This is a genomic window from Halomonas sp. (genome assembly GCF_014859505.1).
Taxonomy (GTDB): domain Bacteria; phylum Pseudomonadota; class Gammaproteobacteria; order Pseudomonadales; family Halomonadaceae; genus Halomonas.
The window spans coordinates 1-21,464 of the sequence record NZ_JACUUD010000042.1 but is presented as its reverse complement, the minus strand read 5'-3'; the positions used below and the strand labels follow the sequence as shown (position 1 = coordinate 21,464).

General features: G+C 67.2%; 14 protein-coding genes. 2 read left to right on the top strand and 12 right to left on the bottom strand.

The window, feature by feature from the left end:
* Window positions 1-498: 498 nt before the first annotated feature.
* The 12 genes from eno to pilM all read right to left on the bottom strand — a co-directional run bounded on the left by eno (window position 499) and on the right by pilM (window position 17,703).
* Window positions 499-1,791, bottom strand: coding sequence for a phosphopyruvate hydratase (gene eno / locus IBX53_RS07895; protein ID WP_290907604.1), 1,293 nt, complete (start codon window positions 1,789-1,791; stop codon window positions 499-501).
* Between the two features lie 34 nt (window positions 1,792-1,825).
* A complete protein-coding gene (gene kdsA, locus IBX53_RS07890) occupies window positions 1,826-2,677 on the bottom strand; it encodes a 3-deoxy-8-phosphooctulonate synthase (protein ID WP_290907602.1) in 852 nt (283 codons plus the stop codon).
* A gap of 5 nt (window positions 2,678-2,682) precedes the next feature.
* Window positions 2,683-4,338: a CTP synthase gene (locus IBX53_RS07885; RefSeq protein ID WP_290907598.1), complete on the bottom strand. Its 1,656-nt coding sequence runs from the start codon at window positions 4,336-4,338 to the stop codon at window positions 2,683-2,685.
* Window positions 4,339-4,669: 331 nt separating this feature from the next.
* Window positions 4,670-6,088 (bottom strand): FAD-dependent oxidoreductase, encoded by a 1,419-nt coding sequence (locus IBX53_RS07880; RefSeq protein WP_290907595.1) that lies wholly within the window; start codon window positions 6,086-6,088, stop codon window positions 4,670-4,672.
* A 96-nt stretch (window positions 6,089-6,184) separates the two neighbouring features.
* Window positions 6,185-10,636 (bottom strand): glutamate synthase large subunit, encoded by a 4,452-nt coding sequence (gltB, locus tag IBX53_RS07875; protein WP_290907592.1) that lies wholly within the window; start codon window positions 10,634-10,636, stop codon window positions 6,185-6,187.
* A gap of 459 nt (window positions 10,637-11,095) precedes the next feature.
* On the bottom strand, window positions 11,096-12,202 hold the full coding sequence (aroB, locus tag IBX53_RS07870; RefSeq protein ID WP_290907589.1) for a 3-dehydroquinate synthase: 1,107 nt from the start codon (window positions 12,200-12,202) through the stop codon (window positions 11,096-11,098).
* Window positions 12,203-12,207: 5 nt separating this feature from the next.
* Window positions 12,208-12,750 carry a shikimate kinase AroK gene (aroK, locus tag IBX53_RS07865; protein ID WP_290907586.1) on the bottom strand — a complete coding sequence of 181 codons (543 nt, stop codon included), beginning with the start codon at window positions 12,748-12,750 and terminating at the stop codon, window positions 12,208-12,210.
* Window positions 12,750-14,807: a type IV pilus secretin PilQ gene (pilQ, locus tag IBX53_RS07860; protein WP_290907584.1), complete on the bottom strand. Its 2,058-nt coding sequence runs from the start codon at window positions 14,805-14,807 to the stop codon at window positions 12,750-12,752. Before pilQ ends, aroK begins: the two co-directional genes overlap by 1 nt.
* Before the next feature lie 100 nt (window positions 14,808-14,907).
* On the bottom strand, window positions 14,908-15,438 hold the full coding sequence (locus tag IBX53_RS07855; RefSeq protein ID WP_290907581.1) for a pilus assembly protein PilP: 531 nt from the start codon (window positions 15,436-15,438) through the stop codon (window positions 14,908-14,910).
* Window positions 15,435-16,058, bottom strand: coding sequence for a type 4a pilus biogenesis protein PilO (locus IBX53_RS07850; protein ID WP_290907579.1), 624 nt, complete (start codon window positions 16,056-16,058; stop codon window positions 15,435-15,437). The genes IBX53_RS07855 and IBX53_RS07850 overlap by 4 nt, the downstream gene beginning before the upstream one ends.
* Window positions 16,055-16,645 carry a PilN domain-containing protein gene (locus IBX53_RS07845; RefSeq protein WP_290907578.1) on the bottom strand — a complete coding sequence of 197 codons (591 nt, stop codon included), beginning with the start codon at window positions 16,643-16,645 and terminating at the stop codon, window positions 16,055-16,057. The genes IBX53_RS07850 and IBX53_RS07845 overlap by 4 nt, the downstream gene beginning before the upstream one ends.
* The gene (gene pilM / locus IBX53_RS07840; RefSeq protein WP_290907576.1) at window positions 16,642-17,703 is read right to left on the bottom strand and encodes a type IV pilus assembly protein PilM; all 1,062 of its coding nucleotides are present in this window, start codon (window positions 17,701-17,703) and stop codon (window positions 16,642-16,644) included. The genes IBX53_RS07845 and pilM overlap by 4 nt, the downstream gene beginning before the upstream one ends.
* A 258-nt stretch (window positions 17,704-17,961) precedes the next feature.
* Here pilM and IBX53_RS07835 point away from each other — a divergent pair, with 258 nt between their 5' ends.
* Together IBX53_RS07835 and IBX53_RS07830 are read left to right on the top strand one after the other, a co-directional pair.
* Window positions 17,962-20,490, top strand: coding sequence for a penicillin-binding protein 1A (locus IBX53_RS07835; RefSeq protein ID WP_290907572.1), 2,529 nt, complete (start codon window positions 17,962-17,964; stop codon window positions 20,488-20,490).
* A gap of 97 nt (window positions 20,491-20,587) precedes the next feature.
* Window positions 20,588-21,337, top strand: a complete 750-nt coding sequence (locus IBX53_RS07830) for a YdiY family protein (RefSeq protein ID WP_290907567.1) — start codon at window positions 20,588-20,590, stop codon at window positions 21,335-21,337.
* Window positions 21,338-21,464 lie beyond the last annotated feature (127 nt).

Below are 21,464 nucleotides of genomic sequence, written 5' to 3'. Positions count from 1 at the left end.
CAACGACGAAAAAGATCAACGACGAAAAAAAGGAACGCCGAATGTCTCTCGACATTCGGCGTTCCTGTTTCTGTCCGTCATGCTGGAGAACACCGGCAAAAAAGGCGGCCCGCAGGCCGCCAGCTCCTAGCCGTTCCTTGAGCGGCTCCCTCCGCCCACTTCCCATGATGACGTCCCTGCCCGGAAGCAGCCTCCTGCCGCACCTGGCGCATCATTCAGCATCCCGTTGCATCCTGCCGGAGGGCCATCGCTGCCCCTCCTTGTCCCGGAACCATTGTGGCAGAGCTGCATTGCAACACAAGCGCGTCCGCCGACATGGCGACGTCAAGGCGACGCCCAACCCCCGACCAGAACAAGCCATAAAAATATTGGCTATCAGATACCTACAAAAAACCGACGCCAGACGGCGTCGGTTTTTGGGGGCATTGCGGGAAGATCTCTTCGGGCAATTGTCAGCGATTTCCTACAAGCCGTCCTGCCGGAGTCTGCAGCAGCAGCTTACTGACCCTTGATGGCCGAGAGGCCCGGATAGCGGGCGCGGTCGCCAAGCTCGTTCTCGATCACCAGCAGGCGGTTGTACTTGGCGACGCGGTCGGAACGGCACAGGGAGCCGGTCTTGATCTGGCCGGCCGAGGTACCCACCGCGAGGTCGGCAATGGTCGTATCCTCGGTCTCGCCGGAACGATGCGAGATCACCGCGGTGAAGCCGGCGTCCTGAGCCATCCTGATGGCGTCCAGGGTCTCGGAGAGCGAGCCGATCTGGTTGAACTTGATCAGGATGGAGTTGCCGATCTGCTCGTCGATGCCGCGCTTGAGGATCTTCGTGTTGGTGACGAACAGATCGTCGCCCACCAGCTGCACGCGGTCACCCAGCTTGTCGGTCAGCGCCTTCCAGCCGGCCCAGTCGGACTCGTCCATGCCGTCCTCGATGGAGACGATGGGGTAGTCATCGCACAGGCCGGCCAGGTAGTCGGCGAAACCCTGGGCGTCATACTGCTTGCCCTCGCCGGCGAGGTCGTATTGACCGTCCTTGAAGAACTCGGAGGAGGCGCAGTCCAGCGCCAGGGTGACGTCGCTGCCCAGCTGGTAGCCGGCGTCCGACACCGCCTGCTTGATCACCGCCAGCGCCTCGGCGTTGGACTCGAGGTTCGGCGCGAAGCCCCCCTCGTCGCCCACCGAGGTGGAGAGGCCGCGGGCGGAGAGCACCTTCTTCAGCGCGTGGAAGATCTCGGCGCCCATGCGCAGGCCTTCGCGGAAGTTGGGCGCGCCCACCGGCTGGACCATGAACTCCTGGATGTCGACGTTGTTGTCGGCATGCTCGCCGCCGTTGAGGATGTTCATCATCGGCACCGGCATGCTGTACTGGCCCGGCTGGCCGTAGAGCTCGGCGATATGGGCGTAGAGCGGCATGCCCTTGGCGTTGGCCGCGGCCTTGGCGACCGCCAGGGAGACCGCCAGGATGGCGTTGGCGCCGAGCTTGGCCTTGTTGTCGGTGCCGTCCAGCGCCAGCATGGCGTCGTCCAGGCCGCGCTGGTCACGAGCATCCATGCCGACCAGGCACTCGCGAATGGCGCCATTGACCGCCTCGACCGCCTTCTGCACGCCCTTGCCGAGATAGCGACTCTTGTCGCCGTCGCGCAACTCGAGGGCCTCCCGGGAACCGGTGGAGGCGCCGCTGGGCGCGCAGGCCACACCCACCGCACCGCTCTCCAGGCGCACCTCGGCCTGCACGGTCGGGTTGCCGCGGGAATCGAGCACCTCGAGGGCGCGAATGTCGACGATCTTGGTCATGCGAGTCTTCCTCAGTTGTGTCAGCGATGGAGCATTATGGGATGTCGAGCGGCGCGAAGCCCTTCACCATGTCGTCGATGGCCTTGAGCTGGGCCAGGAAGGGCTCGAGTCTGTCCAGCGGCAGCGCACAGGGGCCGTCGCACAATGCCGCGTCCGGGTCCGGATGCGCCTCCAGGAAGAGGCCCGCCAGCCCCACGGCCACACCGGCCCGGGCCAGTTCGGCCACCTGGGCACGGCGCCCGTCGGCGCTGTCGGCGCGCCCGCCGGGGCGCTGCAGCGAGTGGGTGACGTCAAAGAACACCGGGCAGCCGGTCTGCTTCATCTCGCCGAAGCCGAGCATGTCCACCACCAGGTTGTTGTAGCCGAAGCTCGAGCCGCGCTCGCAGAGGATCAGCCGGTCGTTGCCGGCCTCCTCGCACTTGCGGATGATGTGGCGCATCTCGTGGGGGGCGAGGAACTGCGGCTTCTTGATGTTGATCACCGCACCGGTGCGGGCCATGGCGACGACCAGGTCGGTCTGGCGGGCCAGGAAGGCCGGCAGCTGGATCACATCGGCCACCTCGGCTACCGGGGCGGCCTGCCAGGGCTCGTGGACGTCGGTGATGATCGGCACCCCGAAGCGTGACTTCACCTCGGCCAGGATCTCGAGCCCCTTCTCCAGCCCCGGGCCGCGGAACGAGTGGATGGAGCTACGGTTGGCCTTGTCGAAGCTCGCCTTGAAGACATAGGGCATGCCGAGGCGGCCGGTCACCTCGACGTAGGCCTCGGCGACCTCGAGGGCCATCTCCCGGGACTCCAGCACGTTCATGCCGCCGAACAGCATCAGCGGCAACGAATTGCCGGCCTCGAGGCCGGCAATGGACACATGACGTTCGGGTGCGCTCATCCGGCTCACTCCTGGTGGGAGGACTGGGCGCGGGTGCGCGCCGCCTTGTGCTCCAGCGCCGCGTTGACGAAGCCGGTGAACAGCGGATGACCGTCGCGGGGAGTGGAGGTGAACTCCGGGTGGAACTGGCAGGCCACGTACCAGGGGTGGTCGGGCAGCTCGATCATCTCCACCAGGGAGTTGTCGACGCTCTTGCCGGAGACCACCAGGCCCGCCTGCTCGAGTTCCTCGACGAACTGGTTGTTGACCTCAAAGCGGTGGCGGTGGCGCTCGACGACCTCATCGCTGCCATAGGCCTGGCGGGCCTTGCTGCCGGCCTTCAAGCGGCACACCTGGCCGCCCAGGCGCATGGTGCCGCCCAGGTCGGAGGCCGCATCGCGCAGTTCGATCTTGCCCTCGGGGGTGATCCACTCGGTGATCAACCCCACCACCGGGTGCTGGGTATCGTGGGTGAACTCGGTGGAGTCGGCGTCTTCCCAGCCGGCCACGTTGCGGGCAAACTCGATCACCGCCACCTGCATGCCGAGACAGATGCCGAGGTAGGGAATGCCGTTCTCGCGAGCATAGCGGGCGGTGGCGATCTTGCCCTCCACGCCGCGCTCACCGAAGCCGCCGGGCACCAGGATGGCATCCTTGCCGGCCAGGCGATCGGTGCCGTGGCGCTCGATGTCCTCGGAGTCGATGTAGTCGACGTTGACCTTCACCCGGGTCTGGATACCGGCGTGGATCAGCGCCTCGTTGAGCGACTTGTAGGCGTCGAGCAGCTCCATGTACTTGCCGACCATGGCGATGTTGATCGACTTGAGCGGGTTGAGCTTGGCGTCAAGCACATGCACCCAATCGTTGAGGTCGGCCTCGTCGGCCGTGAGGCGCAGCTTCTCGCAGACGATCTCGTCCAGGCCGTACTCGTGGAGCATCAGCGGAATGCGGTAGATGGTGTCGGCGTCCTGCAGCGGGATGACCGCCCGCTCTTCCACGTTGGTGAACAGGGCGATCTTGCGACGCTCGGTCTCCTCGAGCTCCACCTCGCTGCGGCAGATCAGGATATCCGGCTGGATACCAATGGAGCGCAGCTCCTTCACGCTGTGCTGGGTCGGCTTGGTCTTGGTCTCGCCGGCGGTCTTGATGTAAGGCACCAGCGTCAGGTGCATGAAGAGCGCCCGGCTGGCACCCAACTCGCTGCGGATCTGGCGGATCGACTCCAGGAAGGGCAGCGATTCGATGTCACCCACGGTGCCGCCGATCTCCACCAGGGCCACGTCGAAGCCCTCGCCGCCCTCGTAGACCCGGCGCTTGATCTCGTCGGTGATGTGCGGAATCACCTGCACGGTGCCGCCAAGGTAGTCGCCGCGCCGCTCCTTGCGCAGCACGTGCTCGTAGACCCGCCCGGTGGTGAAGTTGTTGGCCTGGGTCATCTTGGTGCGAATGAAGCGCTCGTAGTGGCCCAGGTCGAGGTCGGTCTCTGCGCCATCTTCGGTGACGAACACCTCGCCGTGCTGGAAGGGACTCATGGTGCCCGGGTCCACGTTGATGTACGGGTCGAGCTTGAGCATGGTGACCTTGAGGCCGCGCGCCTCGAGTATCGCCGCCAGCGAAGCAGACGCGATGCCCTTGCCGAGAGAGGACACAACGCCGCCGGTCACGAAGATATATCGTGTCATGGAGAACCTGTCGAAACGTGATCATGAGGCTCGGCAGGAAGCCGCGCCAGGATGGGACGACAGACTAGCAGAACACGACCAATGGCTCAATTTCGGCGCCGAGCGGATGGTGCCGCATGAAGCCTTCACGAGGCTTAAGGTTACTGGTGGGAGATCGGCTCCGCCGGCGGTTCGACGCTTCGACGAATGGCGCCGCAGGCGCCCCTGCAGTGTTGTTGCGTTAGCGCATACCGCCGAGGAGCCCTTCGGTCTCCATTCGCCGGGCAAAGCCCAGCTCCCACAGTAAGTTATCAACCGCAACTGAGATTCTCGCGAGTTTGCGACGCGGCGCTTACACCCCCAGGTAATCCAGGATGCCCTCGGCGGCCTGGCGGCCCTCGTGGATGGCGGTGACCACCAGATCGGAGCCGCGCACCATGTCGCCGCCGGCGAAGACCTTCTCGTGGCTGGTCTGGAAGCGGAACTGACCCTGCTCCGGCGCCTTGACCCGGTCGCGCTCGTCCAGGTCGATGCCGTGGTCGGCGAACCAGGCGGGCGGGTCAGGCTGGAAGCCGAAGGCAATGACCACGGCGTCGGCGGGGATCACCTCCTCGGAGCCCGGCACCACCTCGGGGCGGCGACGGCCGTTGTCGTCGGGCTCGCCCAGGCGGGTGCGCACCACCTTCACCCCCTCCACCTTGCCCTCGCCCACCACCGCCACCGGCTGGCGGTTGAACAGGAACTCCACGCCCTCCTCGCGGGCGTTGGCCACCTCCCTGCGCGAGCCCGGCATGTTCTCCTCGTCGCGGCGGTAGGCACAGGACACACTCATGGCGCCCTGGCGGATAGCGGTGCGGTTGCAATCCATGGCGGTGTCACCGCCGCCCAGCACCACCACGCGCTGGCCCTTGAAGGAGATGTAGTCGGTGGGGTCCTTCTCGAAACCCAGGCAGTGGTTGACGTTGGCGATCAGGTAGTCGAGGGCCTTGTGCACCCCGGACAGGTTCTCTCCCGGGAAGCCGCCCTCCATGTACTTGTAGGTGCCCATGCCCATGAATACCGCGTCGTACTCCTCGAGCAGCTGCTCGATGGTCACGTCGCGACCCACCTCGGTGTTGAGGCGAAACTCGATGCCCATCTCCTCGAAGACCGCGCGACGGCGCTCCATCACGCTCTTCTCGAGCTTGAACTCGGGGATGCCGAAGGTCAGCAGGCCGCCGATCTCCGGATAGCGGTCGAACACCACCGGCTTGACGCCGTTGCGCACCAGGATATCGGCGCAACCCAGCCCCGCGGGGCCGGCACCGATGATCGCCACCTTGCGGTCGGTCCAGGTGACGTTCGACATATCCGGGCGCCAGCCCATCGCGAAGGCGGTATCGGTGATGTACTTCTCCACCGAGCCGATGGTGACGGCGCCGAAGCCATCGTTGAGGGTGCAGTCACCCTCACAGAGGCGGTCCTGGGGGCAGACCCGGCCACACACCTCGGGCAGCGAGTTGGTCTTGTGGGAGAGCTCGGCGGCCTCGAGGAGGTTGCCCTCGCTGACCAGTTGCAGCCAGTTGGGGATGTAGTTGTGGACCGGGCACTTCCACTCGCAGTAGGGGTTGCCGCAGTGCAGGCAGCGATGAGCCTGGCTGGCCGCCTCCTGGGGCTTGTAGGGCTCGTAGATCTCGGCGAACTCCCGCGAGCGGGCGCGGGCGTCCTTCTTCTGGGGGTCCTGGCGACCCACGTCGATGAACTGGAAGTCATTGCTCAGACGGTTTGCCATGATGATTCTCCTGGAAGTCTGTTGGCCGCCCCGGCTCTGGCCTGGAATCCGCCGGGGCGAAGCTCAGCTGTCGTTACTCCGGCTGACGCCGCCTCTCTATTCCGGCTGTCGCCTTGACTGGGCCAACAGGCTGTTCAGGCTTGCCGCCTTGGGCTTCACCAGCCAGAAGTGGCGGGTGAAGTCGCTGAAGTCCTCGAGAATCGCGTGGCCACGCGGAGAGTCGGTCTCGGCGACGAACTCCTCGATGACCTCGCGCAGGTGGCGCCGATAGGCTTCCATGGTCTCCGTGTTCACGCGGTGGATCTCCACCATCTCGTGGTTGTACTTGTCGACGAAGGAGCGGTCCTCGTCGAGCACGTAGGCGAAGCCGCCGGTCATGCCCGCACCGAAGTTGACGCCGGTCTCGCCGAGCACGCAGACCATGCCGCCGGTCATGTATTCGCAGCAGTGGTCTCCGGCCCCTTCGATCACCGCATGCGCCCCGGAGTTACGCACGCCGAAACGTTCGCCGGCGGTGCCAGCAGCGAACAGCTTGCCGCCGGTGGCGCCATACAGGCAGGTGTTGCCGACGATGGCGGTCTCGTGGCTGGCGAAGCGGCTGGCCCTGGGTGGTGTGATCACCACCTTGCCGCCGTTCATGCCCTTGCCGACGTAATCGTTGGCGTCGCCCTCCAGGTAGAGGTGGAGCCCGCGGGCGTTCCAGACGCCGAAGCTCTGGCCGGCCACGCCGGTAAAGCGCGCGGTCACCGGAGCATCCTCGAGCCCCTCCTCGCCGTAGCGCTTGGCGATGGCACCCGAGGACAGCGCGCCCACGCTGCGGTCGCAGTTGGTAATGGTGAAGGCAACCTCACCGCCGGACTTCGCCTCGATGGCGTCCCTGAGGGCGGCCAGCACCTCCTGGTTCTTGGCACCCGGATCGTGGGGCACGTTACGGCTCACCTGGCAGAACTGGGGCGCGTCCGCGGGCACGAAGTCGTTGCCGAGGAGCGGGGTCAGGTCGAGCCGGCGCTGGGAGGCGGTCACGCCCTCGAGCACCTCGAGCAGGTCGGTGCGGCCGATCAGGTCGGTGAGCCGGCGCACCCCCAGCATGGCCATCAGCTCGCGCACCTCCTCGGCGATGAAGCGGAAGTAGTGCTTGACCATGTCCACGGTGCCGCGGAAGTGCTCGCCGCGCAGGTAGTCGTCCTGGGTGGCCACCCCGGTGGCGCAGTTGTTGAGGTGGCAGATGCGCAGGTACTTGCAGCCCAGCGCCACCATGGGGGCGGTGCCAAAGCCGAAGCTCTCGGCCCCGAGAATTGCCGCCTTGACCACATCCAGGCCGGTCTTCAGGCCGCCGTCGGTCTGCAGGCGAATCTTGTCTCGCAGGCCGTTGATGCGCAGCGCCTGGTGCACCTCGGGCAACCCCAGCTCCCAGGGAGAGCCGGCGTGCTTGATGGAAGTGATGGGGCTGGCCGCGGTGCCGCCGTCGTAGCCGGAGACGGTGATCAGGTCGGCGTAGGCCTTGGCCACGCCGGTGGCGATGGTGCCGATACCGGGCTCGGAGACCAGCTTCACCGACACCTGGGCGTCCGGGTTGACCTGCTTGAGGTCGAAGATCAGCTGGGCCAGGTCCTCGATGGAATAGATGTCGTGATGCGGCGGCGGCGAGATCAGTGTCACGCCGGGCACGGCGTAGCGCAGCCGGGCGATCAGCTCATTGACCTTGCCGCCGGGCAGCTGGCCGCCTTCACCGGGCTTGGCGCCCTGGGCGACCTTGATCTGCAGCACCTCGGCGTTGACCAGGTAGGCCGGGGTGACGCCGAAGCGGCCGGAGGCGATCTGCTTGATCTTGGAAGAGCGGATGGTGCCGTAGCGGGCCGGATCCTCGCCGCCCTCGCCGGAGTTGGAACGCCCCCCCGCCTCGTTCATGGCCTGGGCCAGGGCCTCGTGGGCCTCCGGCGACAGCGCCCCCAGCGACATGCCGGCGCTGTCGAAGCGCGGAATCAGGTCCTCGACCGCCTCGACCTCCTCGATGGGCAGTGGCTCGGGAGCCGGCTTCAGCTTGAGCAGGTCGCGGATGGTGGCCGGCGCCCGCTCGTTGACCAGTGCGGCAAACGTTTTCCACTTGGCGTAATCGCCCTCCTGCACCGCCGCCTGCAGCGCCATGACCACATCGGGGTTATAAGCGTGGTACTCGTGGCCGTGCACGTACTTGACCAGGCCACCCTGGGAGATGCCCTTGCGCGGCGTCCAGGCCTCGCGCCCCAGCCACTCCTGCTGCAGCTGCAGCTCGGCAAAGCCGGTGCCCTGGATGCGCGAGGCCATGCCGGTGAAGCACAGCTCCATCACCTCGTCGGCCAGGCCCACCGCCTCGAACAGCTGGGAGCCACGGTAGGAGGCCAGGGTCGAGATGCCCATCTTGGAGAGGATCTTGTAGAGCCCCTTCTGCAGGCCCTTGCGATAGTTCTCGCGGGCATCCGCGGGGTTGCCGGTGAGCTCGCCGGTGCGTTGCATGTCGGCCATCACCTGGTAGGCGAGCCATGGGAAGACCGCAGTGGCCCCCACTCCGAACAGTACCGCCATCTGGTGGGCGTCGCGGGCATAGCCGGTCTCCACCACGATGTTGGCCCGCGGGCGCAGCGCCAGCCGACCCAGGTGGTGATGCACGGCCCCCACGGCAAGCGCCGCATGGATCGGGAGCTCGCCCCTGGCCAGATTGGCATCGGAGAGCGCCAGGATCACCTTGCCCGCCTTCACCGCCTCCTCGGCTCGGCGACACAGCGCCTGGATCGCCGCCTTCAGGCCCATCTGCTCCGGGTCATAGCCCAGGCTCAGTCGTTCGCTGGCGAAGGCCGGGTCCTCCTGCTCCACCAGGGCGGTGTACTTGCGCGGCGAGAGCACAGGCGTGGTCAGGATGATGCGGTGGGCATGCTCGGGGGTCGCCTTGAAGACGTTGCGCTCGGCGCCGATACAGGTCTCCAGCGACATCACGATCGCCTCGCGCAGCGGATCGATGGCCGGGTTGGTGACCTGGGCAAACTTCTGGCGGAAGTAGTCGGTCAGCAGGCGCTGCTTGCCGGAGAGCACCGCCATGGGCGTGTCGTCACCCATGGAGCCCACCGCCTCCTGACCGCTCTCGGCCAGCGGGCGCAGCAACTGGTCGCGCTCCTCGAAGCTCACCTGGAACATCTTCTGAGCGACATTCAGGGCGTCAGTATCCATGTTGTGGAAGCTGGCAAGCTCCGTGAGCGCCGACTCCAGGTAGTGGGCCTCCTGCTTCAGCCAGCGCTTGTAGGGATAGGCCGACTTGAGGCGCTCGTCGATGTCGCCGGTGTGCAGGACCTCGCCGGTCTCGGTATCCACGGCGAGTATCTGGCCGGGACCCACGCGCCCCTTGGCCACCACATCCTCGGGCTTGTAGTCGTAGGTGCCGATCTCCGAGGCCAGGGTAATGAAGCCGTTCTTGGTGATCACCCAGCGGGCCGGACGCAGGCCGTTGCGGTCAAGCATGCACAGCGCCTGGCGGCCGTCGGTCATCACCACCCCGGCGGGGCCGTCCCAGGGCTCCATGTGCATCGAGTTGTACTCGTAGAAGGCGCGCAGATCGCTATCCATCAGCTCCACGTTCTGCCAGGCCGGCGGCACCATCAGGCGCACGGCACGGTGCAGTTCCATGCCACCGGTCAGCAGCACTTCGAGCATGTTGTCCATGCTCGAGGAGTCGGAGCCGACGGTGTTGACGATCTCGTCGAGCTCGGCAATCTCGGGCAGGCGCTCGCAGGTGAAGTTTTCCTTGCGCGAGTTGGCCCAGCCGCGGTTGGCCTCGATGGTGTTGATCTCGCCGTTGTGGGCCAGTAGCCGGAAGGGCTGGGCCAGCGGCCAGCGCGGCGCGGTATTGGTGGAGAAGCGCTGGTGGAACACGCAGATGGCGGTCTCCAGGCGCTCGTCGCCCAGGTCGCGGTAGAACGCCGGCAGGTCCACCGGCATCACCAGGCCCTTGTAGGAGACCACCTCCGCGGAGAGGGAGCAGACGTAGAAGTCCTCCTCGTCGCGCAGCGCCTGCTCGGCCAGGCGACGACCCATGAAGAGGTCGACCTCGAAGGTCTCGACACTGCCGTTCTTGCCCGGCTCGACGAACAGGTGACGGATCCGTGGCAGGCACTCGAGGGCCATGGGTCCGCAGACGCTGGGGTCCACCGGCACCTCTCGCCAGCCGCGGATCACCAGGCCGCGGGCACGCAGCTCGCCCTCGAGGGTGTCGCAGGCCGCCTCGGCACGAGCGTCGTCGTCGGGCAGGAAGACCGCCCCCACTGCGAAACGCTCACCCAGAGACAGGCCCAGCGCCTCTTCGGCCACTTCACGCATGAAGGCCTCGGGCATCTTGAGCAGCAGGCCGCAGCCGTCGCCGGTCTTGCCGTCGGCGGCGATGCCGCCGCGGTGGGTCATGCAGGTCAGCGACTCGATGGCGGTCTTGAGCAGCTGGTGGCTGGCCCGACCTTCCATGTGGGCGATCAGGCCGAACCCGCAGTTGTCGCGGAACTCGCCGGGCTGATGGAGACCTCTGTTCATTGGCGCGCCTCGAAGTTAGGGTATTTTTTCTGCAGCCGCTTCATGGTATATTTACGGTTTTTTATTTTTTCACGATGCGCCTCGGTGGACGCCAGGGCTGCGCGACAAATGGCCGACCAGCATAGTCATTCACCCCGGAAACGCGCAACGCCTCGACCACACCACCGATCAAAAAACTCCTGAAAATCCGCGACTTGAAAAATCATGCCAGCCAAAAAAAGTACGCAACTCAACAACTTGCAACCAGCATAGACGTAATTTCAACGATCCGGAAGAGGCATTAGACTTTGGTCGCACTCTTCGAGACATTCCCATGCTGATAGCGCATAAGGCATGCTGATTATCGACGCGCACCTTCCCGCAGACAAGCGCCTACACCATCCTCCAGCGAAGACGCCCGCACAGGGTGCGGGCGTCGAGGTCGGCCGAGGTAGCCGGATAGCGGCAGAGGGGAGGTGGTCAATCGCGGGGGAATGCCTCGATCAGCGCCTCCAGCAGCTCTGGCGGGGTCTCGTCGGTGAGGCAGGCATCCCCCAGGGCGCGCAGCAGGATCAGGCGCAGGCGACTGTCGATGTTCTTCTTGTCCAGCCGCATGCGGGCCAGGAAATCCTCCACCGACATGTCGGCCGGCGCGGCCAGGGGCAGCGCCGCCGCCGCGAGGATAGCGCGCACTCGACCCACCTCGGCCTCGGACAGCCAGCCCAGCCGGGCCGAGAGCTCGGCGGCCATCAGCATGCCGGCGCCCACCGCCTCGCCGTGTAACCAGACTCCGTAGCCCTGGTGCGACTCGATGGCGTGGCCGAAGGTGTGGCCCAGATTGAGCAGGGCCCGCACGCCCTGCTCGGTCTCGTCCTCGGCGACGATCTGGGCCTTCAGCGCACAGCTACGCCCGATGGCACGGGTCAGGGCCGACGGCTCCAGGGCGCGCAGGTCCGCCATCGCCCCCTCCAGCCAGCCGAGGAAATCGGGGTCGCGGATCAGCCCGTACTTGATCACCTCGGCGAGCCCCGCGGAGAGCTCTCGGGGCGGCAGGGTGGCCAGGGTATCGGTGTCGATCAGCACCGCTCGGGGCTGCCAGAAGGCGCCGATCATGTTCTTGCCCAGCGGATGGTTGACCCCGGTCTTGCCGCCCACCGAGGAGTCCACCTGGGAGAGCAGGGTCGTCGGAACCTGGATGAAGGCCACGCCGCGCTGATAGCAGGCGGCCGCATAGCCCACCATGTCGCCGATCACCCCACCGCCCAGGGCGATCAGGGTGCAGCGGCGGTTGAAGCCCGCCTCCAGCAGGGCGTCCCAGATGCGTGACACGCTGGCCAGGGTCTTGGTGGCCTCGCCATCGGGCAGCACCAGCTCGCGCACCTCGACGCCTGCCGGCAGCGAGGCCCGGCAGCGCTCCAGGTAGAGCGGCGCCACCACCTCGTTGGTGACGATCATCACCTGTCGGCCGGCCAGCCAGGGTGAGAGCGCCTCCGGCTCACCTAGCAGGCCGGGGCCGATATGGATGGGGTAGCTGCGTTCGCCCAGCGCCACCTCGAGGGTGCGCGGGCCTGTCAGAGTCTCGCTCATGGGCCTCATGCCTTGCATTGCAGGGGGTCGACCAGCCGGGTGACGCGCCTGACGATATCGTTGACCACGGCCCGGGGGCCGCGGCGGTCGGTGCGCACGGTGACGTCGGCGGTGGCCCGATAGAGAGGGTCGCGCACGCCGAACATCTCCCGCAGCACCGCCTCCTTGTCCGGCCGCTGCAAGAGCGGCCGGTTGCGGTCCTTGGCGGTGCGCCTGAGCTGCTGCTCGACGGTGGTGTAGAGGTAGATGACGGTGCCGCGCTCGCGCAGCATGCGACGGTTCTCCTCGCGCAGCACGGCGCCGCCGCCGGTGGCGATCACAACGCCCTCGAGCTGTGTCAGCTCGTCGATCATCTGGGTCTCACGCTCGCGGAAGCCCGCCTCGCCCTCGACGTCGAAGATCCAGGGGATGTCGGCACCGCAGCGCGCCTGGATCTCGTGGTCGCTGTCGAAGAAGTCGCGAGAAAGTTCGGCCGCCAGGAGGCGGCCGATGGTGCTCTTGCCGGCCCCCATGGGGCCGATCAGTATCAGGTTGGGTAGTGCCTGCATCAGCGAAGGGCCACGCCGTCGTCCAGTATCCGAGGGGTAATGAATACCAGCAACTCTACCTTCTCGTTGCTCTGTTGGGTATAGCGGAAGAGATGGCCGAGCACTGGCAGGTCGCCCAGGAAGGGGGTCTTCACCAGGTTGCGCAGCTCCTCGGTCTGCAGGATGCCGCCCAGCACCACGGTCTCGCCGTTGTCCACCAGCACCTGGGTCTCGATCTCGTTCTTGTTGATCGGCGGCTCCTCGCCGGGCTGGAACTCGCCGAAGGTGTCGTTGGTGATGGCCACGTCCATGATGATGCGGTTGTCCGGGGTGATCTGGGGCGTCACCTCCAGCGACAGCACCGCCTCCTTGAAGTCCACCGCCGCCGCCCCGCTGGCCGCCGACTCGCGGAAGGCCCGCTCCTGGCCCTGCTTGATCACCGCGGTGCGCTGGTTGGCGGTGATCACCCGCGGCTGGGAGATGGTATAGCTGCGCCCCTCGCTCTCCATGGCGCGCAGCTCCAGGTCGAGAAGCACGTCACCGGAGAGGTAGCCGAAGGCGAAGCTGGTCATGCCGCCCACGCCGCGGTCGGTGGAGCCGAAGTCCACCGCCAGGCCACCGAGGCCCGAGATGGGAGTGCCATCCGAGGCGCCGCCGAGATCCAGGCGACCACCCGCACGACGGTCCGGAGAGGAAACACCCCAGTTGACCCCCAGCTCGCGGGTGGCGCTGTCGCTGGCGATCACGATGCGCGCCTCGATCTGCACCTGGCGCACCGCCACGTCGAGGCGATCCAGGGTACGCATGATCTCGTCGATCTGGTCGGCGGTGTCCTGGATCAGCAGGGTGTTGGTGCGCGGATCGATGGCCACCCGGCCACGCTCGGAAAGCAGCCCGAACCCCTGGCCGCCGCGCAGCAGCGCCGCCAGGTCCGCGGCGCGCGCATAGCGCACCTGGATGTACTCGGTGGTGAGCGGCGCCAGCACCTCCATCTGCTCGCGGGCCTCGAGCTCCTGGCGCTCGATGTTGGCCAGTTCGCTGGCGGGGGCCACCACGATGACGTTGCCCTCCTGACGGCTGGCCAGGCCGTGGCTCTTGAGCACCAGGTCCAGCGCCTGATCCCAGGGCACGTCTTCCAGGTTGAGGGTCACCCGCCCCTGGACGCTGTCGCTGGCCACCAGGTTGAGCCCGGTGAAGTCGGCGATGATCGCCAGCACCGAGCGCACCTCGATGTCCTGGAAATTGAGGGTGATGCGCTCGCCGGTGAAGGGGAATTGCTCGCGGACACGCTGGTCGCGCTCCTGCTGGGTCACCGGCTGGGCCTCGATGGTGAGCTGGCGGCCGCTCTGGGTGGAGACCATGGCGTACTCGCCGGCGCCTTCGATATCGAGGGTCACGCCGTCGCGGCCGACCCGCGGGGTAACGCGGCGCAGCGGGGTGCCGAAGTCGCTGACGTCATAGACCTGATCCAGGGAGGCGGGCAGCTCCACGCCGCGCAGGTCGGCGGTGATGCGGTTTCGCCCGCTCTCGCGCACCCGGGCGTCCACGCCGGCGCGATCGAAGGTGACGACCAGTCGCCCGGCGCCGCCCTCGCCGCGGCGGAAGTCGATATCCTGGACACTGGGGCCGCTGGCCACGGTCCGGCTGGGGGCCGGCTCGCTGGCGGTCGGTGCCGGAGTGGACGCCTGCGCCACGCCGGTATCGGCCGCACCACCACCGATGGCCAGGCGCAGGCGGTTGCCCTGCTCACGGGTGTTGTAGGGCAGCGGCCCCTCGAGGTCGAACACCAGACGGGTACGGGAACCGGCCTCGAGGGCCGTGACACGCTGCACGCCGCCGATGCCCAGGGCGTAGCTGCGCTGGTCGAGGCGGTTGGCGGTCTCCATCAGGTCGATGGTGAGCCGTGCCGGGTCGTCCAGGCGGTAGCCGCGCACCTCGGGCACCGGGCCGGTGAACTGGAGGTCGACCTCCAGCTCCCCCCCGCTGCCCTGCCGGAAGTCGAGCCCCTCCAGGGACGAGGCCGCCAGGGCGCCGGCGGAGAGCGCCAGCAGCAAGAGTGTCGCGAATCCACGCTTCATGATCGGTAGCATTGTTCCCTTCCCCCGCTTGTCGCCCATACCCAGCCAGTGGGCGGCGAATCGCTTGCCTGGTTATTTGTCAGAATCTAGTTGCCAGGATCTAGTCGTTGAGTGTCAGCTGCGTCGTGCGTTCGATCCAGCCACCGCGCCCGGTGGGCACCACCTCGATCAGCTGCACCGAGGCGGAGGTGATGCTGACGATGCGGCCGAAATCGCTGCCCATATGATTGCCCACGCGCAGCCGGTGCACCGTGCCGCTCGGCGCCCGGACCAGCGCCGAGGGCTGCCCGCCGTGGGTCAGGGTGCCGACCAGGTCGAGCTGACCGAGGCCGTAGGCCTCCAGCGGCTCACGCGGCCGAGTCAGGTCCGGCGCCAGCTCCTCGGAACCGCGCGGCGGCTGCTCCGTTTCGGGCAGCCTGGCGATGAACGGACTGCGCCGATCGGCCTCGTCGTAGGGCAGTGCCTCGTAGTCGGGGATATCGGGCAGCTCCACCCGCGGGGTCGCGCCTGGGTTGCTGCGGATCTCGGCCAGCTGGCGGTCGAGCGCCCCCAGCTGCGGATCGGCACATCCGGCCAGGCCCAGCAGCAGGGCGGCGGCCAGTGCCGCGGAGAGACGGTTGACAGGGTTCATGGCGCGTCCTCCTCACCCTGGCGGTAACTGTAGGTCCGCGCCAGCATCGACAGGCTCAGGCGCTGGCCGCTGCCGCCCTCCGGCGACAGGGTCATGTCGTGCAGGGTGACGATACGCGGCAGGCCCGCCACGCCGGCCAGGAAGGTGGCGATGCGGTGGTAGTCGCCCTGCACCTGGATATCGAAGGGCTGCTCGATGTAGTGCTCGCGGGTGACCGGGCTGCGCAGGCGAATGGAGTCGATGGCCAGCTGGTTGTCGATGGCGGTCTCGCTGATGTTGTCGATCAGGGACGGCACCTCGGCACCGGTGGGCAGCATCTCGCGCAGCTCGGTCATGCGCGCCTCGAGGATGCCCATCTGCTCGCGCATCGCCTCCAGGTTGGCCGCCTGGGCCGCCTTGCTGCGGTAGTCTCGGACCAGCTGCGCCTCCTGGCCACGCACGCGGTCCAGCTCCTCCTTGGCGGGCGATGCCAGGTACCAGTGCAAGCCGAAGAAGGTCACGCCCAGCACCAGCAGGCAGCAGAGCAGCTGCAGCGACCAGGGCCAGACGCCGGCCTCCTTGATATCCAGTTCGCGCCAGTCCAGCTCGCGCAGGCGACGCATCTCTCCCTTGAGACTCATGACCCCTCCTCCACCAACGCCTGACTCTCCTCACTCTCCTCCACCGCCACGGGGAGCCGTTGGCTCATGCTCAGGCTGAAACGACGCCGCTCGCCGCCGCCCTCGGCCTCCACCTCCGAGAGCACCGGCACCGTGAAGGCGCCCGCGGCGGCCAGGGCCCGCAACTGGTCGGAGACCTGGCGGTTGTTCTCGGCCAGGCCGGCCAGGCGCAGGCTGTCACCCTGGCGGGTGATCTGGGTGTAGTGGACACCGTCCACCAGGCTGGTGGTCAGGTCGCCGAGCACATGGACGGTCTGGGTGCGCCCCATCTGCAGCTCGGTGAACACCCGCACCTGCTCGAGCATCTGCTCGCGGATCGCCTCGAGTTCGCTGATCTCGCGGATCGCCGAATCGAGCTGGCGGCTCTGGGCCTGAATATGGGCGTTGCGCTGCTGCTGGGCCTGGGCCTCCTGCTCGTAGTGCCAGGTCAGGCCGTAGCCTCCTCCGAGGCCGAGCATCGCGGCCAGCCCCAGGGTCACGAAGAAGCGCTTGCTGCGACGGGCGCGGAGTTCCTCGCGCCAGGGCAGCAGGTTGATCTCGATCGTCATGGGCGGGACCTCATTGCCAGGCCGCAGGCGGTCAGCAGCGCCGGGGCATCACCGGAGAGTGTCTGGACGTCGATGCGGCCGTTGACCTTCATCCGCGCCAGCGGATTGGCGATGGAGACCTCCATGCCACTCTCCTGGGCAAGCCGTTCGGCCAGGCCCGGCAGCATGCTGGTGCCGCCAGCCAGCACCATGCGCCGTACCTCCTGCTTGCGGCCCGCGGTGTAGTAGAGCTGCAGGGAGCGCCCGACCTGCTGCACCAGGGTATCCAGGAAGGGATCGAGCACGCTGCGCTGATAGTCCTCAGGCAGACCACCACGCTTCTTGGCCAGGCCCGCCTCGTCGAGGCTCAGGCCATAGCGGTTGCGGATCTCGTCGGTGAGCTGGCGGCCGCCGAAGACGGTATCGCGACTGTAGACCACCCGGCCCTCGCGCAGCACGTGGAAGGTATTCATGGTGGCGCCGATATCCACCAGAGCCACGCAGTCCTCTTCGCCGGCCAGTTGGGGAAGCTGATGGCGCACCTCGGTGAAGGCGCGCTCCATGGCGAAGGTCTCGACATCCACCGCCTCGGGGGTCAGCCCCCCCTGGAGCAGGGCATCGGTGAGCTGGCTGACATCCTGCTGGCGACAGGCCACCAGCAGCACGTCCTGCTGGTCGGCATAGCGGGCGTTGAGGCCCAGCCGCTGGAAATCGAAGGCGACCTCGTTGAACGGAAACGGGATGTGCTTGTCGGAATCAAGCTGGATGCGCGCCTCGATCTCGTCGTCGCTGAGCGAGGCAGGCAATGTCAACGTCTTGGTGATCGCCGCGCTGGCGGGCACCGCGACCACGGCGCGGCGGGAGTGCGGCTTCGCCTGCTGTACCGCCCGGGAGAGGGCATCGACCACCTCCCCCATGTCCTGGATGCGTCGCTCGACCACGGCGCCTTCACGCAGCGGCCGCACCGCGTAGCTTTCGACCTGGTAGCTGGCGCCAGCACGCCGGAGTTCCACGAGTTTGACGGTTGCCGAGGTGATATCGACACCGATCAGTCCCTTGCTGGATGCCCTGAATCGCATCTCCGTCTTGCCCCTGCTGATCCATGTGGAATGCCACTTGTTATATCGCTCACCCCTCGCGGCAGGAGGCGGCTGAGCCACAGGGCCTAGCCCTTGTAAGCTGAGGTTACATGATATTGCCGATCCTCACACGGCTAACCGCAAACCTGCACCCTCAACGCTGGTGACCCTGCGCCTGGATTCCTATAATAGCGTCCTGGTCGCCGCGACACATCGCTACCGCAACGCCCCAGTTCCCTGCATGGATATCGCCTTTTCATGACGTTTTTCAGAACCCTGCTCTTTTCCCTGGCCTGGCTGCTGGTATCGCTCACCGCGGCCGTGACCCTGGGCGTGGTCGGCGCCGCACTCTATTTCGCCCCCGGGCTACCCGACGTGCGCCAGCTCCAGGACTTCGAGCTCCACTCCCCGCTGCGTATCTTCACCCGCGACGGGAAGCTGATGGGCGAGTTCGGCGAGGAGCGCCGCATGCCGGTGGAGTTCGAGGAGATTCCCGAGGACTTCATCCAGGCGCTGCTTTCCGCGGAGGATGCCAACTTTTTCGAGCACCGTGGCGTCGACCCCAGGGGCCTGGCCCGGGCCGCCATGGAGCTGGCCTCCAGCGGCGGCGAGATCCAGTCGGGCGGCTCCACCGTCACCATGCAGGTAGCGCGCAACTACCTGCTGACCCTGGACCGCACCTTCACCCGCAAGATCCGCGAGATCCTGCTGGCCCTGCAGATGGAGCAGGTGCTCACCAAGGAGGAGATCCTCGAGCTCTACGTCAACAAGATCTTCCTCGGCAACCGCGCCTATGGCATCGCCGCCGCCGCCGAGACCTACTACAATCGACCGCTGGCCGAGCTGACCCTGGCCGAGAAGGCGATGATCGCCGGCCTGCCCAAGGCACCGTCGGCCTTCAACCCGCTGGCCAACCCGGAGCGCTCCCTGATCCGCCGCAACTGGATCCTCTATCGCATGCGCCAGCTGGGCCACATCGACCAGGCCGCCTACGACGAGGCGGTCCAGGCACCGATCACCGCCCGCCGCTATATCGCCCAGACCGAGGTGGACGCCGATTACGTCGCCGAGATGGCTCGCCAGTTCGCCGTGGAGCGCTTCGGCGAGGCGGCCTACACCGGTGGCTACCGCATCCACACCACCCTGGATAGCGACCTGCAGCCCTTCGCCCGCCGCGCCCTGGCCGACGGCCTGATCGCCTATGACACCCGTCACGGGTGGCGCGGGGCCGAGGAACGTGATCTCCCCTCCAGCCTGGTGGAGGCCCAGGCGCTCACCGATCGCCGCGGCCTGGAGGAGGAGCTCGACGAATCCCCCGAGATCCTGGAGACCGCCCAGCGCGCCGCCGAGCGCAGCCAGACCGAGATCGAGGGCATCGAGGGCGACGTCAGCAACTGGGTGCAGGTGCTGGAGCGCACGCCGGGCTTCGGCCCGCTGCAGGCCGCCATCGTGGTGGAGAGCAGCGGCCGCGACATGCGGGTACTGACCCGCGGCGGCGAACTGCGCACCATCGCCTGGGATGGCCTCTCCTGGGCGCGAGCCTATCGCAGCCCGCGAGCCCGCGGCCCCGAGCCCGGCTCCGCCGCCGAAATCGCCACCCGCGGCGACCTGATCCGCGTGATGGAGCGCGAGGACGGCAGCCTGCGCCTGGCCCAGCGCCCCGATGCCGAGGGCTCTCTGGTGGTGATGCACCCCGACACCGGCGCCATACTGGCGCTGCAGGGCGGCTTCAGCTTCCAGGCCAGCAAGTTCAACCGCGCCGTTCAGGCCCAGCGCCAGTCGGGGTCGATCTTCAAGCCGTTCGTCTACCTGGCGGCGCTGGAAAGCGGCCTGATGACCGCCGCCAGCGTGGTCAACGACGCCCCCGTGGTGATCCAGGACGGCAGCAGCGAACTGTGGCGTCCGGTCAACGCCAGCGGCGACTTCCTGGGCCCGACCCGCCTGCGGGTGGCGCTGGCCCGCTCGCGAAACCTGGTCACCATCCGCGTGCTGCAGGAGGTGGGGCTCGATGCCACCATCGACTTCCTGGAGGGCTTCGGCTTCGCCAGCTCACGCCTGCCCCGCGGGCTGTCGCTAGCGCTGGGCAGTGCCGACCTGACTCCGCTTGAGATGACCAACGCCTATGCAGTGCTGGCCAACGGTGGCTATCAGGTTGCCCCCTGGTTCATCGAGCGCATCACCCGCGGTGACGACGAGACGCTGATCGAGGAGGCCACCCCTGCAGTGGTGTGCCGCGACTGCCGCGACGGCCAGACCGAGGTCGAGATCGACGGTCGCCGCCATCCGTTGGCACCCCAGGTCGTGGATCCAGTATCGGCCTATATCCTGACCGACATGCTGCGTGACGTGATCGACAGCGGCACCGGCCGCGCCGCCCTGTCGCTGGGCCGTGACGATATCGTCGGCAAGACCGGCACCACCAACAACCAGCGCGACGCCTGGTTCGCCGGCTACAACGCCGAACTGGTGGCCACCGTGTGGGTGGGCAAGGACAACAACGAGACCACCGCCGAGTATGGCGCCAACGCCGCCCTGCCGATCTGGATCGACTTCATGGGCGACGCCCTCGAGGGCCGCCCCGAGGCGAAGCATGAGCGGCCCGCCAGCCTGGTCACCGCCCGGGTCGACCCCGACAGTGGCCGCCTGCTGCCCGACGGCCACGGCGGCGGCATCAGCGAGCTCTTCCATCCGGACCACCTGCCCAGTTTCCAGCCCCGCCGCGTCGAGAGCGAGGTGGAGCAGCACAGCGGCTCACAGGGCACGGGCTCCTACGAGGCGATCTTCTAGCGTTCCCTGCCGGGGCGGCACGGATGCCGCCCCTCTCTCTCATGCACCCCGACCTCACGCCCGCTGGGATTCACTCACCGGCCATATGGGGATGCCCATGCCACACCTTGCCAACCGCCTGATGATCCTGGTGCTGGGCCTCGCCGCCAGCGGCGCCACCCTCGCCAGTCCCTTCTACGCCCCGCCGCCCATCGACGAGACGTCCCACGGCTTCAGCGGTGAAGCCGAGCTTGGCTATACCCACCTCTCCGGCAACACGGACAGCCAGACGCTGATCGGCAAGAGCCAACTGACCTGGCTGCGCGATCGCTGGACCCATCTGCTGCGCGGCGAGGTGCGCCATGTCTCCCGAAACGACGAGACCAGCGCCGAGCAGTATCGCCTGACCGGGCGCGAACGCTACGACCTCGAGGGTCCCCACTACCTGTTCGGCTTCGCCCGCTGGGAGAAGGATCGCTTCAGCGGCTATGATCAGCAGCTGGCCGCCATCGCCGGCTACGGCCGCGAGCTGATCAGCAGCGAGCGCCATCGGCTCTCGCTGGAGGCCGGGCCGGGTTATCGCCACGACCGTATCGATACAGAGCCCGACGCCTCCCTCGCCGTGGCCTACGGAGCCCTGGACTGGCACCTCGAGGCCACCGAGACCACCACCCTCAACCAGGAACTCTCGGTGGAGGCCACCGACGACAACACCACCTCGCGCTCGCTCTCCTCGCTGACCGCGCGGCTCAACTCACGCCTGGCGTTGCGCCTCTCCCACGAGATCAAGCGCAACTCCCAGCCCCCGGAAGGCGCCGAGGCACGCACCGACCACACCACCAGCGCCTCGCTGCTCTACAGCTGGTAGCTCACTCTCCTCGACTCATGCCCCGGACACGACGACGCCGGCCCGAGGGCCGGCGTCGCGAGGTGGCGATCCGTACGTGCGTTTACATTATAAGCCGTACGTTACACGCCGTACGTTACACGCCGTA